Here is a 17619-nt window from a genome sequence, read left to right on the forward strand (position 1 = left end):
ACTAATTTTCCTAATGAACCAATGACTAATGAACTTTGCTGTTGCATCCAAACTATTTTCCTAATGAACCAATGACCACTGAACTATATCGTCCAATTTTCGCAAGTTTTTAGAAAATCTTCATCTGGTTCGGCGCCAATTCCATATGATTCAGGAACATCTAAAAAGAACCCATTATAGGTTAAGCCACCAATTACAGGATCAACCAAATGGCCAAGTAAAGCTGTATCTAAATCGAAAAATTCTACATTAGGGCTTGCTAGTGCAAAATGTAAGTTTGCACTCAATGCAATTCTAGTCTCTAGCATACTGCCAATCATGCATTTAACGCCTTTTTGCAGGGCTTCTTCATGAATTTTTTGCGCTTCTAGAATACCTCCAGATTTGGAAAATTTTATATTTAAATAGGTCGTAGATTGACTATTAATCAGTTTCCTTGCATCATGATGATTATAACAGCTTTCATCAGCCATCAATTTTATTGGAGAATTGATGTTTAATTCGGGTAACTTATCATCATACCAAGTGCGCATCGGCTGTTCGCAGAATTCGATGTTGTATTTTTCAAGTTCACCGAGTGCAAATAAAGCATCATCAAAATTCCATCCTTGGTTTGCATCCAGACGGAGTGTCATTTCCCCGCCCACAGCTTCTCGAATGTGTTTTACGCGTTCAATATCGTCGTTAACTTTTTTTCCCAGCTTTATTTTTATAATGCTACAACCTTGGCTTTTATATTTTAAAGCGGTTTGGGCCATACCTTCTGGAGTATCAATCCCTATAGTCATGTCGGTTTCTATTGTTCGTTTTTGACCGCCCAAGAATTGATACAATGGGAGTTTGGCATGTTTTGCAGAAATATCGAACAGAGCCATATCAAAAGCACTTTTGATTGTGCTGTTATGATCTGCATAACCCAATAAATCATTCATCCGCTCCGGAATTTCGAGCGGATCTTTACCAATCCAAATAGAGGCAAAATCTTTCGCCATGGCAATGCAGGTATCTTGAGTTTCACCAACAATCATCGGGAAGGCAGAACATTCTCCAATGCCATGAATGCCAGCATCAGTATGCACTCTAATTAATACATTTTGCGCAAAGTGCATGGTGCCAGTCGCAATAACAAATGGTTCCATTGGGATGCTAAAGCGGAATATTTCTGTATGGGTGATTTTCATGGTTTATAAATTATCTAATTCGAAACGTTGCCTGTCTTGTTCTATAATTGCTTTTAATTCTTCTTCTTTTGGTAAGTACAATAAATATTTGCTTGCAAATAATTGATTTTTATCATTAAGAACTGAATATTTTACGATTGTTTCATCTTTCTCTGTACATAATAATAAACCGATTGTTGGGTTATCTCCATCATTTCTCTTTAAATCATCATACATTCTAACATACATATCAATCTGCCCTATATCTTGATGGCTCAAACTTGTTGTTTTAAGATCGATTATAACAAAGCATTTTAATATGTAATTGTAGAAAACTAAGTCTATAAAAAAGTCTGATGTATCTGTTACAATGTGTTGTTGACGAGCCACAAATGCAAACCCTTTTCCAAATTCAAGTAAGAATTTTTGTAGATGATTGATAATTGCTGATTCTAAACCTCTTTCTGTATTTTTAACATCTGGATTTAGACCAAGGAATTCAAATATATATGGATCTTTAATATAATCTTGAATATTAGGTTTTAGTTTGTTTTCTTTAGGTTCCGTTAAAGCTCTTTCGAATGATAACGAATTAATTTGTCGCTCTAATTCTCTGCTATTCCAATTTGAAACAATACTTTCATTAATGTAGAAAGTTCTTTTTTCTTCTGAATCAAGCCTTGATAATAGGCGGTAATGTGTCCAACTCAATTCGTGACGCAATGCGTCACGAATTGGAAATGCGGTGTAAAAAGATCTTATATTTCGAAGGTTACTGTCATCAAATCCTTTCCCAAACTCTTGAGTTAAATGCTTAGATAGGTTTTTTAAAGTTTCTTTTCCATAATCAGCTCTTAATTTTCCCTGTTGTTCATCCTCAACAATCAACTTTCCAATTTGCCAATAAGATTCAAGTAAAGCAGAGTTTGCCACTCGAAATATCCTCAAACGAGACTGAACAATAATCTCTTTTATGGCACTAAATAAATCGTTTCTGGCTATTTCCATCAATTGTTAAGATTTCCAACTAAAGTATAAAAACAAAAACTAAAACGGAACAGCTTTGTAGATAATTTATAGCTTTACTATTTCTATTATAATATATCTAAAATTCATGTCAAACATACACTCAGAGCCTAATAATTTAATTAAGGCTTCTTCACCTTATTTGCTTCAACATGCTCATAATCCTGTAAATTGGTACGAATGGGGAACTGAGGCGTTAGAAAAAGCAAAGGCAGAAAATAAATTGATATTGGTTAGTATTGGTTATTCGGCCTGCCATTGGTGCCACGTGATGGAACGCGAAAGCTTCGAAAATTTTGAAGTGGCTGAAGTGATGAATAAACGTTATATCTGCATTAAGGTAGATCGAGAAGAACGCCCAGATATCGATCAAATTTATATGTATGCCATCCAATTAATGACAGGAAGCGGTGGATGGCCACTAAATTGCATTTGCTTACCAGATCAAAGACCAATTTATGGAGGAACATATTTTAAGAAGACCGATTGGATTAATATTTTAGAAAACGTTGCTGGACTTTGGGCAAACGAACCAGAAAAGGCCATTCAATATGCAGAAAGATTAACTTCCGGAATCCGCGATAGCGAAAAAATAATTCCCGCAATTAAAACAGAAGATTATACGCTTGAACATTTATCAGAGATTGTAGAACCTTGGAAACGCCACTTCGACATCAGTTTCGGTGGCTACAATCGTGCTCCAAAATTTCCGTTACCAAACAATTGGGTGTTCCTATTAAGATATGGATTTTTAAAAGATGATGAATCTGTCTTTACACCTGTTTGTCAAACTTTGGAAGAAATGAGTAGGGGTGGAATTTACGATCAGATTGGGGGTGGTTTCGCTCGTTATTCTGTTGATGATAAATGGCATGTACCACATTTTGAAAAAATGCTTTACGATAATGCACAGCTGATCAGTTTATATGTGGAAGCATATCAATGCACTAAATTCGATTCTTTTAAACAAACTGCAGTAGAATGTATTGATTGGGTTTTTAGTGAAATGACTTCGCCTGATGGCTTATACTATTCGGCTTTAGATGCGGATAGCGAAGGTATTGAAGGTAAATTTTACGTTTGGGATAAGAAAGAATTTGACCAAATTTTAGGAGAAGATTCTGCTTTAATTGGCGAATATTATAATGTTACAGAAGATGGGAATTGGGAAGAGGAGCAAACCAATATTCTACGAAAAACCCAAAGCGATGATGATTTAATTTCCAAATACAAGATTGATGCAGAAAAACTTTATGATAAAGTAAAGCTTGCAAAAACAAAATTACTCCAAGAGCGGAGCAAAAGAGTTCGCCCTGGCCTTGATGATAAATGTTTAACGGCTTGGAATGCCATGATGATTAAGGCTTTGGCGGATGCTGGTTCTGTTTTAAGTCATGATTTGTACTATGAAAAAGCTTCAGCTTCTGCCCATTTTATTCTAAATAATCTTAAAGCTGAAAATGGTGGATTGTATCGCAATTACAAAAATGGAAAAGCCTCTATAACAGGATTTTTGGATGATTATGCTTTTATGATTGAAGCACTAATTGCACTTTATGAAGCAGATTTTAATGAAGACTGGTTGAATGAGGCGAAAGGTTTAGCAGATTATGTTCTAACTAATTTTATAGATCCAGATTCTCCTATGTTTTTTTACACCTCGGCAGAAAGTGAAGGATTGATTGCCCGGAAACATGAAGTTATGGATAACGTAATTCCGGCCTCAAACTCAGTTATGGCGCAAAATCTTAAAAAACTTGGGTTATTTTATGATTTGGAAAATTATACAGAAAAAGCTTCTGAAATGTTGGCTTCGGTACAATCGAAAATTCAGAATTATGGTTCTGCCTATTCAAATTGGTCTATCCAACTTTTAAATGAAGTTTACGGAATAAATGAAATTGCGATAACAGGTTTAGAAACAGATTTGATTAAGCTGGAGTTAAGTAATCATTACATTCCGAACAAAATTACATTAGGCGGAACAAAAAGTAACTTGCCACTGTTAAAAGGTAAGCAAAGCAATGAAACAAAAGTTTATATTTGCCGAAATAAAGTATGCCAGTTACCGGTTAGTTCTGTTGAGGAAGCATTAGAGTATTTACAATAAAACAATTTAAATGAATATTTCACCAAACTCAGTAGTATCATTAACTTACGAATTGCATACTACTAACGAAGAAGGACAACAAGTTTTTGTTGAAAAAGCTGATGAGCAAAATCCTTTAGTATTTTTATATGGCGTTGGCATGATGTTGCCTAAGTTCGAAGAGCATTTAACTGGTTCAAAAGCTGGTGATGAGTATAGCTTTGAATTATCGGCCGTAGATGGCTATGGAGAATTAGATCCAGGAGCATTCGCAGATTTGCCAAAATCGATGTTTACAGAGGCTGGTGGCGAAGTGCCTGCTGTTGGCGACGTAATTCCTTTGCAGGATAATAACGGAAACCAATTTAGAGCTGGTGTTACTGCTGTACATGATGAAACTGTAGCTGTAGATTTAAACCACCCAATGGCTGGTAAAAATCTTATCTTCAGCGGAACAATTTTAAGTGTTCGCGAAGCTACTCAGGATGAGTTGGCTCATGGTCACGCACACGGTGCAGATGGTCATTCAGGACACTAAATTTTTGTTATTAAAACAATCAGTTAATTCTGAAAAATATAAAAGGAGCTTGATGAAAATTAAGCTCCTTTTTTGTTAGTCTTCAAAAACCTCTTCCAGATTTAAAATAAAGCCAGGAAGAATTGGAGTGGTCACTTCCTCGCCTATAGTTAAGAGTTTGGTAGGCTGAAACTTTCCTTGATCATCAAGAATATATTTGAAAAAGGTTTTCTCCGAAGGGCTAACAATCCAATATTCCTTTACTCCAGATTCTTCGTAAACCTCATATTTATTAATCAATTCCTTTTTGTTGTTTCCTGCGGATAGAATTTCGATAACGATATCTGGAGCGCCGATACAGCCACGTTTATCCAACTTGCTTTTATCACAAACCACCACAATATCGGGTTGAACCACGGTAAATATTTCTTTATCATCTTGGTTTTTACGAGCCAAACGAACATCGAACGGAGCTGTATAAACTTGACATTGCTTGCCCTTTAAGGTGATATAAATTGGTCCGAAGATATTGGTTACAATCCTTTGGTGAAGTCTGGCTGGCGCCGGGCTCATTTTAAAAAGATGGCCCTTAATAATTTCTAAACGTTCTTCAAATTCGAAACGCATGTAATCTGCGTAACTATAAGTTGCTGAAAAATCAATCTCATTAACTGTTGTAATTAGTGGTAACTCTTCCTCAGTTGGATATGGTTTGATGGTTTTCATTTGCTTAATTATTAATTAAATATAGCAAATAGATTTAGAGAGAAAAATTAACTTATACACTAAAAGAAGCTTGATGAAAATTATGCTCCTTTCATTAATCTTCAAAAACCTCTTCCAGATTTAAAATAAAGCCAGGAAGAATTGGAGTGGTTACTTCCTCGCCAACAGTTAAGAGTTTGGTAGGCTGAAACTTTCCTTGATCATCAAGAATATATTTGAAAAAGGTTTTCTCCGAAGGGCTAACAATCCAATATTCCTTTACTCCAGATTCTTCGTAAACCTCATATTTATTAATCAATTCCTTTTTATTGTTTCCTGGGGATAGAATTTCGACAACGATATCTGGAGCGCCGATACAGCCACGTTTATCCAACTTGCTTTTATCACAAACCACCACAATATCGGGCTGAACCACGGTAAATATTTCTTTATCATCTTGATTTTTCCGAGCCAAACGAACATCGAAGGGCGCACTATAAACTTCGCACAACTGACCTTTTAAACAATTGTAAATGGGGTTATATATTCTTCCAAAAATTCTTTGGTGAAGTCTGGCTGGCGCCGGGCTCATTTTAAAAAGATGTCCCTTAATAATTTCTAAACGTTCTTCAAATTCGAAACGCATGTAATCTGCGTAACTGTAAGTTGCTGAAAAATCAATCTCATTAACTGTTGTAATTGGTGGTAATTCTTCCTCAGTTGGATATGGTTTGATGGTTTTCATTTGCTTGATTATCTATTAAATATAGCAAATAGATTTAGAGAGAAAAATTAACTTACCCATTGTTTAAAGCGTTTTGCTACTTTACAGTTTAGTATTATATTAAGATGCATACTATTGATATAGAATATAATGCCCCAGTTAGTGTCTGCAGGAGAGTATAAAGCCTTGGTTCGTGTCTCCACGAACCGAAAAATGTTTCTAACTTCTTTGTTTTGAAATTTTAAAATCCATAAAATACTTTGTAAGGTTAGTTTGCCATAACCGACTAAAAATAAAAACCTAAATCAATTAGAAAATGAAAAATCTTAAAAGAACATTTATCCTATCCATTTTTGTCTTAATTTTTGTTGGATCAACAAAAGCTCAAACGGGTTTGAAAAATGGAGAAGTTGCTCCAAATTTTATAGCTAAAGATAGCGAAGGAAAACTAATCAACCTGAAGCAATTACTTAAAGGAAATAAAAGCGTTGTGCTGTTTTTTTACCGTGGTCAATGGTGCCCATATTGCAATAAGCACATTAAAAATTTACAAGATTCTTTGCAGAGTTTAAATGCAAAAGGCGCTTATATTGTGGGTGTTACCCCAGAAAGTGATGAATCTATTAGCAAGACAAAAGAGAAAACAAAGGCCTCATTTTCTCTCGTTTCCGATAATGGTTATAAGATTATGAAGGCTTATAAAGTGGATTATATTATGGAAGAAAGCTTAGCTTCTAAATATAAAACTTATGGAATCGACGTTGCCAAAAATAATGGAGCTATAGACGCTGTTTTACCTGTTCCAGCTACTTACATAATTGGTAAAGATGGGAAAATAAAGTTTGTTCAGTTTGATACAGATTACAAGAAAAGAGCCTCGGTTAAAGAAATTCTAGCCCTACTTTAAAAATCGATTTTCAATCTTAAACCTCCATTTGTTAGGTTTAAATTTTCGTTAGAGAAAGTTTTCATCGGCAATCTTAAAAAGGGCTCAATGGCTATATTTTTCTTTGGCGATATTTTCTGTTTATATCCCAAAGAAAAATTATAGAAACCTAAATACTTTTGTGGTGCAATTACCGATTCTGCCTGCGGTTCGGAAACCCTTTCGGTAACCAGCAACATTTTTTGCTCGGAGTAACCCATTGAATTAACAACAGTTGTATTTTGTGCCTGATTAATTACATAATTATTCTCTTGCTTATTATTTAAAATGGCCAGTGCAGAGATCCCAATTCCTGTATAAAACTTATTGCTGATGTTATATTTCAATTCTAAGGGGATGTTTATACCACGAAGCTGGGCATCAACAGATTCTAAACTTTTACTATCTCTAGATAAACTTTGCGATGAAGCTGGACTATCCATCAATGCAGACGTGTTTGATGAGGGATTACTGGTAGAGCTTAAAGATGTGTAAGAAATCCCTGAACTAATAGATAGCTTACCCGCCACATTATAGGCCAGCGAAAATCCATAATTCATATTAACCTTGTTGTCATTCCCCATGGCTGGGGCAACGTAAATACCTGGCGACCACTTAGAATCTTTTCCCGTTTTGGCTATGGGGTTAAGCTCATTTGCTTTACTATCATGCGCAAGCAATTGCTCAAAAGAGGTTTTGGGTGCTGTCTTTTTCTTTTCAACTACAATATTGAAATTTCTATTTGCACTTTCACCAAGAAGATTACTCCCCGCAAGATGATTATCCAATGAATTATAAATTCTATTCGGCGTAGTGATTTCTTCTGTATTCGAAACAGAGGCAAATTGATTAGCTGTTAAATTTTCAATATTTCCAATGCTTAAAGAAGAGTGTTTTTCAGGTTCTATAAATTCATTATTTTTAAATTTTTTCTCTGTTGGAGAAGTAGAAGTCAATATTTGATTGTTTATATCTTGAGTAGAAGAATTAGCTTTTTGATTATTAGAGTTATTTTGAGCTTTGGGTTTCTCCGCTTTTAAAGTTGGTTCGTTTACAACGAAATCTGTTTTTACAGCAGCATTATTCAAGCTAAAAAATATTCCAGCGGTTATTAAAATTAAGGCAACAGCACCCCACAAAGGCCAATACGCAATTATTGGTCTTCTCTTTTTCTTAGGCTCAGAAAAGCGTTCCCAAGCACCATCAGAATATAATTCTTCATGGGCATTGAGTTGCGCTACAATGTGCTCAATAATTTCTTTATCCATTTTTTTCATATGAATGAACCATGGTGCTTAAATATAGTGTACGTAATTTATTCTTTGCTCTTGTTAAATAAACACGACTAGAACTTTCTGGGATGGTTAACATTTTCGAAATCTCATCGTGACTAAAACCTTCCACTTCGTATAAATTAAATACCAATCGTTGTGTATCCGGTAGGTGATTTAATAATTTCATGATGTCGTTTACGTGGAGTTCGGAAACGATTGAAACTGGAGAAGCCGGATGCTCTTCTTCAGATAAATCATCAACATAAAACTGAGCTTTAGAACTTCTCAACTTATCAATCGCAGTACGAGAGGCAATTTGAGCAATCCATCCTTTAAAAGATTTGTGTAATTCTTCTGTATTTTGAGGTGATTTATAACTAGAAATGTTTTTAAAAATCTTTATAAAGCTATCATTTACAAGCTCTTCGCTATCAGCAATGTTCTTTGTGTATCTTAAAATAATTCCCATTAAGTAGCCATAAAATGATTTATACATCATTTCTTTACAGCCGTTATCGTTTTTAACGCAGCCTTTTAAAATTTCCTCAAAACTGAGTATTTTTTTGATCACCCCTAAAGGACTATTTGTTAATTGAGATTAGTCTTCTAATTAATAACGAACTATTAATTAATATTTTACAAAATTAAAGAAAATAACACCGCCCGCAATTAGAATTAATTGGGGCGATGTAAATTTTCATAGGTAGATATTTTTATTTATTTGTCATAACAGATAAACCAAATTGGGTACTATCTGTAGTGCTGCTTAATCCTTTTGCCCAAATGGTATAGATTTTACCTTTCTCTATTTTGACAGCTGGCAATGTTGCTTTTACAACTGTAGAGCCTGTTGCTTTTACTTGGAAAGTATAGGTGTCAGATGGCGCTATAGAGGTGAAAGTGGTAAATTCCTTAAATGCCTTTGCTGTAAAAAGAGCGGCATCTGTACCTTGGATAGATAAATCTAATGCTGTAGAACCTGGGCTCAGGTTGATAAAACGAATTTTTGCTTTATCAGTTTCAGGAGCTTTCAAATCATCTTCAACAACTAAAAGTTTTGTCGATTTTAGTGTATCCACAACAAAAACAGAATAAAAAGCTCCAGCTTTAAGTGCTGAGGTTGCAGTTGTTAAGTATTTTAAAGAATCTTTTTTTGCCACACCGATTAATCTTGTTCCAGGATATGCGGCGTAATAACCTAAATCTTTCGTGTAGGTAAAATTGTTAATTTTTTGTCCGTCCAAAATAAAATCCAAAGCGCCAGTACCTGGAGATGCATGTACAAATCCAATTCCCGTTGCTTCGATAGGATCGTCGTTAAAATCTTTTTTACAAGCCGATAAAGTTAAAGTTATAGCGAAGAGAGAGAGTGCAATTTTAGTGGTGATGCTAAAGTAGTTTTTAGTTTTCATGTAGTTAAATCAATTTTATAAACAAAATTGGTTAATGGCCATTAACGCTTTTTCTTATAAAACGATGCTCGTTGCAGAAACGCTACATTTAAAATATTTTTTATTGAACTGTTATTTTGCTTTCAACAATTATCCGACTAGCTACCTGCTTACCATTTAAAAAAGCTGGTGTAAATTCTAAATCTTCTGGTTTAAGACCTTTAAGCGAGACATCAAAATTTTTATTATAATCAGCAGAAACAATATTTGCTTGATATTTAATTAGTTGACCGACTTCATCAATACTCAAAATTAAATATAATTTATATATCCCCTTTTGTTTGCTAAGTTCAAAAGGAGGTCTGAAGTTTTTTATTAAAAATAGCATTCCATAGGAGCTCCCACCAATTTTCATGGCATATATTAATTTGTCTCCTTCTTTTGAAGAGTCAATATCGTATGATAATAGTGAATTAACAGCGTTGTACTCTATTTTTTTAGTGGTATAATTATAAATTTGATCCAGGGTATCTGGAATTCTAAAAAACCGCCATCTTCCAAATCTCACATCATCTTTATAAATCCCAGAAGCAATAATCTTTTTATTGGATGTTATTTCCGAAAGTCCATTCTTGACATATTTTTTAGATTTAAGTTCTGTTGAATGCTCTATCAAACCTCCTCTTAAGATCCTATAATGGGTATGGGTAGAATCGCTTTTTTGGCCGTAAACAGAAGATATAATAAATATGGATAGAAGAGTTAGAAGCGTTTTCATATTCAATTATAATGAAAAAAGAGCTTTGATTTTACCTCAAAACTCTTTTCTTAAAAAAAAAACATTTTATTCTAAGAATACATTTGCTCACGAAGTTTTGCAACATCATCGCTGTTAATGTATTCATCGTAAGTCATTAGTTTATCAATAGTTCCTTTGGGTGTAATTTCGATAATCCTGTTCGCAACAGTTTCTGTTAACTGGTGATCTCGTGAAGTAAACAAAATAGCACCTTTAAAATCTTTCATACCGTTGTTAAGGGCCTCAATAGATTCAAGATCCAAGTGATTGGTAGGTTCATCAAACATTAATAAATTAGCTTGTTGCAACATCATTCTTGAGAACATACAACGCATTTTCTCCCCACCAGAAAGAACTTTTACGTTTTTCAAAACTTCCTCACCAGAGAATAACATCCTTCCTAAAAAGCTTCTTACAAACTGCTCATCTGCATCGGTTCCAGAATATTCACGTAACCAATCAACCAAATTTTCATCCTTGCCTGCAAAATATTCAGAGCTATCATTCGGAATATCGGCTGTACTAATAGTTACACCCCATTTAAATTCGCCTTTATGGTCTGTATCTCTACCAGCCAAAATATCGTAAAATGCTGCCGTAGCTAAACTGTTTTGAGATAAAATTGCAATTTTATCGCCTTTATTTACCATGAAGGTAACTTTATCAAATAAAACGCCATCGTTACCGCTCTTGCCCAAACCATCAACCTGTAAAATCTGATCGCCTGCTTCTCTACCCGTATTGTTGAAAATAATAGCTGGGTATTTTCTACTCGACGCCTTAATTTCTGAAATATCAATTTTATCCAAAGCTTTCTTACGAGAAGTTGCCTGTTTCGATTTTGATGCATTCGCACTAAATCTGCGGATAAATTCTTGAAGTTCCTTAACTTTTTCCTCAGTCTTTTTATTCTGGTCACTACGTTGTTTCAAAGCCAACTGACTCGATTCGTACCAGAAAGTATAGTTGCCCGAGTAGATATTCATTTTGCTGAAATCGATATCTACAATATGTGTACAAACAGCATCTAAAAAGTGCCTATCGTGACTTACAACCAGTACAATATTTTGATAATCAGCTAAAAAGTTTTCCAACCAAGCAATCGTTTCAATATCTAAATCGTTGGTAGGCTCATCTAATAATAAAATATCTGGATCACCAAACAATGCTTGGGCCAACAATACCCGTACTTTTTGAGTATTATCTAGTTCTTTTAATAATTTGTTATGGTTATCAGCAAGAATGCCCAAGTTACTTAGCATGGTCGCCGCATTGCTTTCCATATTCCAGCCATCTTTTTCAGCAAAGATATTTTCCAATTCGCCAGCACGTTCGCCATCTTTTTCGGTAAAATCTTCCTTCATGTAAATCGCATCTTTCTCCTTCATAATGGCATAAAGTTCTTTATGGCCCATCATTACAGTTTCCAATACCGAAAAATCATCAAATTCATGGTGATTTTGTTTTAACACAGCCATGCGTTCACCGGGCGTAAAAGCAACACTACCAGATGTTTGACTAACTTCTCCAGATAAAATTTTAAGGAAAGTGGATTTACCTGCTCCATTAGCTCCAATTACACCATAGCAATTGCCTTGGTTAAATTTTAAGTTAACATCTTCAAATAATGTGCGTTTGCCGTATCGTAACGATAAATTAGAAACTGAAATCATACTGTAATAAAATAAGCCGCAAAGATAGGCAAAAAGGTTGAGGGTAAAAAGGTAGAAGCTAAAACGTTTAAGATTAATAATCTGTAAATGAGCGTTGGCCGTTTCATGGCCTAAGTAGCCCCGCTTTGCCTACTGCCGAAGAAAAATCGGCATTCGTTCAATCGGGTTTATTTACAAAGGAAATGCATATTGATATCTGATATTCGAATTTCATTGTCATCTGTTTCAGCTTATTAAGAGATGGTTGAGGAGTTATTAAGTATTAAACATTAGGAATCAAGACATTAAAAAGTCAAATGTTTTTTTTTAACGTTTTTGCCGTTCACTTTCAGCATTAGTCTTTTCGCTTTTCGCTACTTTTACAACATGAGTACAGCATACGAAAATTTAATAAAAATTATAAAAGAACGACGCAGTATTTTTCCTGCTAGTTACATAAAAAAGGAAATTCCTATTGAGGTGATCAATCAGATTTTAGAGACTGCCAATTATGCACCAACGCACAAATTAACCCAACCTTGGCGCTTCGTTGTAATTAGAAAGGCAGGTTTGGCGAGACTTGGAGAAGAACTTGGTCGTCTATATAAAGCTCTGGTTACACCACAACAATTCTTGCAAAAAAAGTACGATAGCTTTGCGGAGAAAACTAGTCAGGCCGATTGTATTATAGCCATTAATATGCAGGTTAGCGGAAAAATTCCAGAATGGGAAGAACTGGCTGCGGTTTCTTGTGCTGTTCAAAATATGGCTCTAACTGCCGAAAGTTTAAAAGTTGGTGCATATTGGAGTTCGCCTCCTTTGATTGATGATCTTGGCGAATTTTTAAATCTTAATGCAAATGAAAAATGCATTGGTTTATTCTACATGGGTTATCATAACGAAAAACCTTGGGAACCAAATCGCACATCGATAAAAGAAAAAGTAAAGTGGATAGAGGAGTAGTTGGTTAAATTGCTCAAAGAATTTTAATTTATCGTCATCTGGACCGGAGCACAACGAAACGGAGAGGCCTTTGAACATTAACCTACTTCGAATTGCAAAGATTTCTCCACTTTATTTCCGTCATCTCGACTGGAGCACAGCGAAACGGAGAGACCTTTGAACATTAACCTACTTCGATTTGCAAAGGTTTCTCAGCTTCGGTCGAAATGACGATTTAATTGAACGTCTTGAGATTTTATTTTCCATTTTAAGTTCATCGTCATCTCGACTGGAGCGCAGCGAAATGGAGAGACCTTTGAACATTAACCTACTTCGATTTGCAAAGATTTATCCACTTCCGTCGAAAGGACAGTTTTATTAAGCGTTTGAGATTTATTTTCTATCTTAAGTTCATCGTCATCTCGCTGTAGCGCAGCGAAACGGAGAGACCTTTAAACACTTACATTTTCAATTGAACGATGTTAAACCCTTTGGATAATTATTTTGAGCAAAAAGATGAACCAATTAAAGGTTGCTTGCAATATTTAAGATCGATTTTATTGAACTATGCTAATGTAACCGAGCATTGGAAACACGGAATGCCTTTTTATTATTATAAAGGAAAAATGTTCTGCTATCTTTGGATTCACAAAAAATTCCTTCAGCCGTACATAGGTTTGGTTGATGGAGCCAAAATAGAAAACGAAGATTTGTTGCAAGAAAAAAGAGCCAGAATGAAAATCTTATTAATCAATCCTCTCGCAGATCTTCCAAAAACAAAGATTGAATCCATTTTGAATCAAGCTTTTGCTTTGCGCAATTAACCTAACCATTTTTTACATTTCTCATTTCAAAATATGTCTACTCTTAAACCTTCATTATACCAGCTTTGCTTAACCTTTATCGAAAATAGAATCGAGAATATCGAATATTCTTTACAACAGGCTAGGCAGGCATCCAATGATGATACAAAAAGTAGCGCAGGCGATAAATATGAAACCACCCGCGAAATGATGCAACAGGAAATGGATCGTAATAGTAAACTTCTATACGAAGCTGGTCAGCAAAAAATAGCTTTACAGCAGATAGAGCACGTTGAGACAAGCAAAATTGTGAAAAACGGAAGTTTGATTTTAACCTCAGAAGGGAATTTTTACATCAGCATTAGTGCTGGAGAACTTAAACACGACGAAAAGACTTTCTTCGCTGTTTCTCAAGCATCTCCAATCGGGAAACTATTTATTGGTAAAAAAGTTAAGGAAGAATTAAATTTTAATGGTAAGAAATATTTAATTCAAGAAATACTCTGATCGTGATGCAAGTATTCCTCGGTTCGTGTCTCCACGAACCGAAAAAGCCAAAAAACTTTGTTACTTCAAACCAATCCTAGTTGCAAATGCAGGAACCAAATAAGGTTTCAACTCCGTAAATGGAATATAAACTATAATTTGTCCTTGTGCATAACTAGCAACCTCATAGGGGTTATACAAAAAAGCCAATCCATTATCATTAAAATAAAAGTTATTGTTTGGTTTTAAATAATCATCAAAAAGAACGGTGGTTAATTGCTCACCAGGTTTAACGTTATATTGTTTACGAAGATTTTTTTCTAAAAGCTTTTCTAAAATCACTGTATCTACATTAACAACATCACTAAGCACCAGTTTCTTTTGGGTTTTGGTATCCAAGCAATGTAAGGTACTTGCATAATTTCCATGTGCACCGCCACTGTAATCATCATCCATTTGCTCTATAATTACAAAATCCTTATCATTATAAACAATACTTTGACTGCTGTGATTGCTATAGTTTAAAAATGCATCATTTCCATCGCCATCTTTTGCATAATCTAAAACGGTGTTTTTGTAATCTGCAAAGTATGCAGTTGCTAAAGTTTTAAAACCCGTGTTCCAATCATTTTGACCAACCTTTAAACCCATCAATTTTTTAAGTTCTTGATTTAACCAATTATCAGATGCTGATTTTCCAGTAGCAGATAACGCCCTAAAACCAATTTCTGCCACTGGCGACTTAACTTTTTTAGGGAAAGCTTTTGTAGAATCTTCGTATGTGGAAACTGAGAAAGCATAGCTACCAGCAGGATATTTTTCAGTTAAATTAATAGCAAAAGTTTTATCCTTTTTCCCACTAGTCCATTTTCCTTTAAAACCATTACCAATCCATTTTAAAGCTAACGTGTTGGACTTTGCATTTTCATCAAAATAATACTCAGAAAAGTTATTTTCGTTCAAAACGATGCTGTCCTTTCCAATCAAGGTAGCAATCGATAAATTTAGCCAGGAACCATTATAATAATAGGTTCCAGAGTAATCACTTCCGGTTTTTTGCAGGTTCATAACCACGTGTTTTCCGGCTACATCACCCTCAAGGCGCTTGTAAAAATTTTCGGGCAAATCTGCCGTTACCGTTTTTGTACTATCGCTGGTTTCTGAATTTTTGTTCTCACTTTTAGTGCGATTACAGGCCGTTAACGCTAAAAATCCGAAAGCACTATATAGAATAAGTTTTTTCATGGTAAACTAATATATCCTTATTAAATAAATTTTTTGTGCTTATTGTTTTAGTTTATTAAAGCTTTTATTAATACTGTAGTAAAGATTTTTTGCTGTATATCTTCCCGGATCGATAATTCTTCTAATCGTATAAAGCGGATATTCATCATCTCTTTTGGTAGATAAAATAAATGCCCCTTTAAAGCCATGTTCTTTTAACTTATGTAAAGTAGAAGCTTTGTAAACACCGTACGGAAAGGCGAAATACTCTACTTTTTTTCCAGTTATTTTTTCGAGTTTTTTTGTCGGCTCGTCAATTTGAGTTGTCCAATCTTCATCTATAAACTGAGCAAAGTTTTTATGATCGTAGGTATGACTTGCAATCGTATTTCCATCATCAGATAACTGCTTAATCTGCTCTGCACTCATGTAGCCAATTCTACCTTTTTTGCCAATAGAAACCGTCATAATAAAATAAACACCTTTAAAACCATACTTCTTTAAAGTTGATGCTCCAGTTGTAAACTGATCCAAATCGGTATCATCAAAAGTGATCATAATTGGCTTTGTAGGAAGTTTAGCGCCATAAACTAAGTAGTTACAAAGCTCATCTGGCAAAATAGTGTGATAGCCACTATCGGCTAACATTTTTATATGCTCCTTAAACTTATCAGGCGCAATAATATCATCATGCGCTCTTTTGCTATCGCTTGCTAAATTATTTCGAATCTGGTGGTAGCATAAAACAGGAACTTCCTTTCTGGCCAATATGGTTTTGGTATCGGCTGGTTTAAGTTGACTAGAATCTTTATCTGCTTTAGATTCAGTGCTTTGGGTGAAAGCAACTTTCTCTTGAGCAGATTTAGAATGACAGGATGTTAAAAGTAGGGGGATGATAACGGCAAAATATACAAGTCGTTTCATATTGTGGGGAGTAAACCGCAGACTTTAAGCCTGCGGTATTTGTTTTAAAAACTATTTTTTATGCTATTACTTAACGTTTTCGGACTCCAATAACCACTCGCAATAATTCTACGAATGGTAAATAATGGATCTTTCTCATCACGTTTGGTCGATAATTGATAAGCCATTAAGAAACCGCGTTTTTTTAATTCCGGAATTCCTTCAGCATTCCACAAACCAAATGGATAAGCAAATTCAGTCATTTTTTTACCCGTAATTTCTTCAAGCTTTTTTGTCGGTTTGTCTAATTGCTCTTCCCAATCTTTACCGGCATATTTCTTGAAGTTTTTATGATCGTAAGTGTGACTGCCGATAACATTGCCTTCATCAGCCAATTGCTTAATCTGCTCTTTGGTCATATAATCTACAAACTTGCCCTTTCTACCGATTGAAACCGTCATAATAAAATAAACTGCTTTATAGCCTAGTTTATCTAATGTTGGCCTTACAACTGTAAATTGATCCATGTCTGTATCATCAAATGTTAACATAATAGGCTTGCTCGGTAACTTGGCACCCGTATTTAAGTAGGCATAAAGCTGGTTAGGCAAAATGGTGTGGTAACCGCTATCGGCCAACATTTTCATTTGATCTTTAAAATTCTGAATCTCAACAATATAATCTTTACCAACTTTACCATCAGTCGGTTTCCAGTTCCTCACTTGGTGATAACATAAAATAGGAACCTGTTTCCTGGCTAAAATGGTTTTAGCATCGGCAACTTTAATCTTAGATATATCAACCGGAGTTGCTGTATTTTCTGCTGTTTTAGCTGTAACCTCCGTAGAATCTTTACTATTGCTGGTTTCGGTTTGGGACTTAGATTGACAGCTGGAAAATAAAATTAACCCTGCTGAAATTATGCTCAAAAATTTAAATTTCATATAAATGTATTTGCTACAAAACTATAAAATCCGTTAATTAATTGTTCACTAAATA

Annotated in this window: 18 protein-coding genes; 6 read left to right on the forward strand and 12 right to left on the reverse strand. The window is 34.7% G+C overall.

The genetic code is table 11. The annotated features are described in order from the left end of the window. Positions 1 to 83: 83 nt before the first annotated feature. Entirely contained in the window at positions 84 to 1181 is a 1098-nt protein-coding gene (locus H7U22_RS13910; RefSeq protein ID WP_187071960.1) for a mandelate racemase/muconate lactonizing enzyme family protein, read from the reverse strand. Positions 1182 to 1184: 3 nt separating this feature from the next. Continuing rightward, positions 1185 to 2168 carry a PDDEXK nuclease domain-containing protein gene (locus H7U22_RS13915; RefSeq protein WP_187071961.1) on the reverse strand — a complete coding sequence of 328 codons (984 nt, stop codon included), beginning with the start codon at positions 2166 to 2168 and terminating at the stop codon, positions 1185 to 1187. 106 nt (positions 2169 to 2274) lie between these two features. Between H7U22_RS13915 and H7U22_RS13920 the strand changes: the two genes are divergently transcribed. Together H7U22_RS13920 and H7U22_RS13925 are read left to right on the forward strand one after the other, a co-directional pair. Beyond that, positions 2275 to 4296 carry a thioredoxin domain-containing protein gene (locus H7U22_RS13920; RefSeq protein WP_187071962.1) on the forward strand — a complete coding sequence of 674 codons (2022 nt, stop codon included), beginning with the start codon at positions 2275 to 2277 and terminating at the stop codon, positions 4294 to 4296. Between the two features lie 10 nt (positions 4297 to 4306). Then, on the forward strand, positions 4307 to 4813 hold the full coding sequence (locus H7U22_RS13925; RefSeq protein WP_187071963.1) for an FKBP-type peptidyl-prolyl cis-trans isomerase: 507 nt from the start codon (positions 4307 to 4309) through the stop codon (positions 4811 to 4813). A 75-nt stretch (positions 4814 to 4888) separates the two neighbouring features. Here the strand turns inward: H7U22_RS13925 and H7U22_RS13930 are convergent, their stop codons facing one another. Further along, positions 4889 to 5518 carry a Uma2 family endonuclease gene (locus tag H7U22_RS13930; protein WP_187071964.1) on the reverse strand — a complete coding sequence of 210 codons (630 nt, stop codon included), beginning with the start codon at positions 5516 to 5518 and terminating at the stop codon, positions 4889 to 4891. Between the two features lie 94 nt (positions 5519 to 5612). Next, positions 5613 to 6242: a Uma2 family endonuclease gene (locus H7U22_RS13935; protein ID WP_187071965.1), complete on the reverse strand. Its 630-nt coding sequence runs from the start codon at positions 6240 to 6242 to the stop codon at positions 5613 to 5615. A 295-nt stretch (positions 6243 to 6537) separates the two neighbouring features. Here H7U22_RS13935 and H7U22_RS13940 point away from each other — a divergent pair, with 295 nt between their 5' ends. Then, positions 6538 to 7128, forward strand: coding sequence for a peroxiredoxin family protein (locus H7U22_RS13940; protein ID WP_187071966.1), 591 nt, complete (start codon positions 6538 to 6540; stop codon positions 7126 to 7128). Here the strand turns inward: H7U22_RS13940 and H7U22_RS13945 are convergent. From H7U22_RS13945 to H7U22_RS13965, 5 genes are all read right to left on the reverse strand, one after another. Next, positions 7125 to 8414 carry a hypothetical protein gene (locus H7U22_RS13945; protein ID WP_187071967.1) on the reverse strand — a complete coding sequence of 430 codons (1290 nt, stop codon included), beginning with the start codon at positions 8412 to 8414 and terminating at the stop codon, positions 7125 to 7127. The genes H7U22_RS13940 and H7U22_RS13945 overlap by 4 nt on opposite strands. Then, entirely contained in the window at positions 8407 to 8991 is a 585-nt protein-coding gene (locus tag H7U22_RS13950; protein WP_317172980.1) for an RNA polymerase sigma factor, read from the reverse strand. The genes H7U22_RS13945 and H7U22_RS13950 overlap by 8 nt, the downstream gene beginning before the upstream one ends. Before the next feature lie 142 nt (positions 8992 to 9133). Beyond that, complete coding sequence (locus H7U22_RS13955) at positions 9134 to 9832, reverse strand: DUF4397 domain-containing protein (protein ID WP_187071968.1); 699 nt, start codon at positions 9830 to 9832, stop codon at positions 9134 to 9136. A gap of 100 nt (positions 9833 to 9932) precedes the next feature. After that, the gene (locus H7U22_RS13960; protein WP_187071969.1) at positions 9933 to 10589 is read right to left on the reverse strand and encodes a hypothetical protein; all 657 of its coding nucleotides are present in this window, start codon (positions 10587 to 10589) and stop codon (positions 9933 to 9935) included. A gap of 71 nt (positions 10590 to 10660) precedes the next feature. Then, a complete protein-coding gene (locus tag H7U22_RS13965; RefSeq protein ID WP_187071970.1) occupies positions 10661 to 12283 on the reverse strand; it encodes an ABC-F family ATP-binding cassette domain-containing protein in 1623 nt (540 codons plus the stop codon). 366 nt (positions 12284 to 12649) lie between these two features. Between H7U22_RS13965 and H7U22_RS13970 the strand changes: the two genes are divergently transcribed. The 3 genes from H7U22_RS13970 (at position 12650) to H7U22_RS13980 (ending at position 14514) form a co-directional block, all read left to right on the forward strand. Beyond that, positions 12650 to 13225 (forward strand): nitroreductase family protein, encoded by a 576-nt coding sequence (locus H7U22_RS13970; RefSeq protein WP_187071971.1) that lies wholly within the window; start codon positions 12650 to 12652, stop codon positions 13223 to 13225. A gap of 458 nt (positions 13226 to 13683) precedes the next feature. Continuing rightward, a complete protein-coding gene (locus H7U22_RS13975; protein ID WP_187071972.1) occupies positions 13684 to 14028 on the forward strand; it encodes a DUF1801 domain-containing protein in 345 nt (114 codons plus the stop codon). 33 nt (positions 14029 to 14061) lie between these two features. Continuing rightward, complete coding sequence (locus tag H7U22_RS13980) at positions 14062 to 14514, forward strand: 3-oxoacyl-ACP synthase (protein ID WP_187071973.1); 453 nt, start codon at positions 14062 to 14064, stop codon at positions 14512 to 14514. A gap of 60 nt (positions 14515 to 14574) precedes the next feature. Here H7U22_RS13980 and H7U22_RS13985 read toward each other — a convergent pair whose 3' ends face one another. Genes H7U22_RS13985 through H7U22_RS13995 form a run of 3 tightly spaced genes read right to left on the reverse strand, consistent with a single transcriptional unit; the run spans position 14575 to position 17564 of the window. Continuing rightward, positions 14575 to 15738 carry an RsiV family protein gene (locus H7U22_RS13985; RefSeq protein WP_187071974.1) on the reverse strand — a complete coding sequence of 388 codons (1164 nt, stop codon included), beginning with the start codon at positions 15736 to 15738 and terminating at the stop codon, positions 14575 to 14577. Positions 15739 to 15777: 39 nt separating this feature from the next. Continuing rightward, a complete protein-coding gene (locus tag H7U22_RS13990) occupies positions 15778 to 16641 on the reverse strand; it encodes a polysaccharide deacetylase family protein (protein ID WP_187071975.1) in 864 nt (287 codons plus the stop codon). A gap of 44 nt (positions 16642 to 16685) precedes the next feature. After that, positions 16686 to 17564: a polysaccharide deacetylase family protein gene (locus H7U22_RS13995; protein WP_187071976.1), complete on the reverse strand. Its 879-nt coding sequence runs from the start codon at positions 17562 to 17564 to the stop codon at positions 16686 to 16688. Positions 17565 to 17619 lie beyond the last annotated feature (55 nt).

The sequence above is a fragment of the Pedobacter fastidiosus genome (genome assembly GCF_014306625.1).
In the GTDB taxonomy this organism is placed as follows: Bacteria; Bacteroidota; Bacteroidia; order Sphingobacteriales; family Sphingobacteriaceae; genus Pedobacter; species Pedobacter fastidiosus.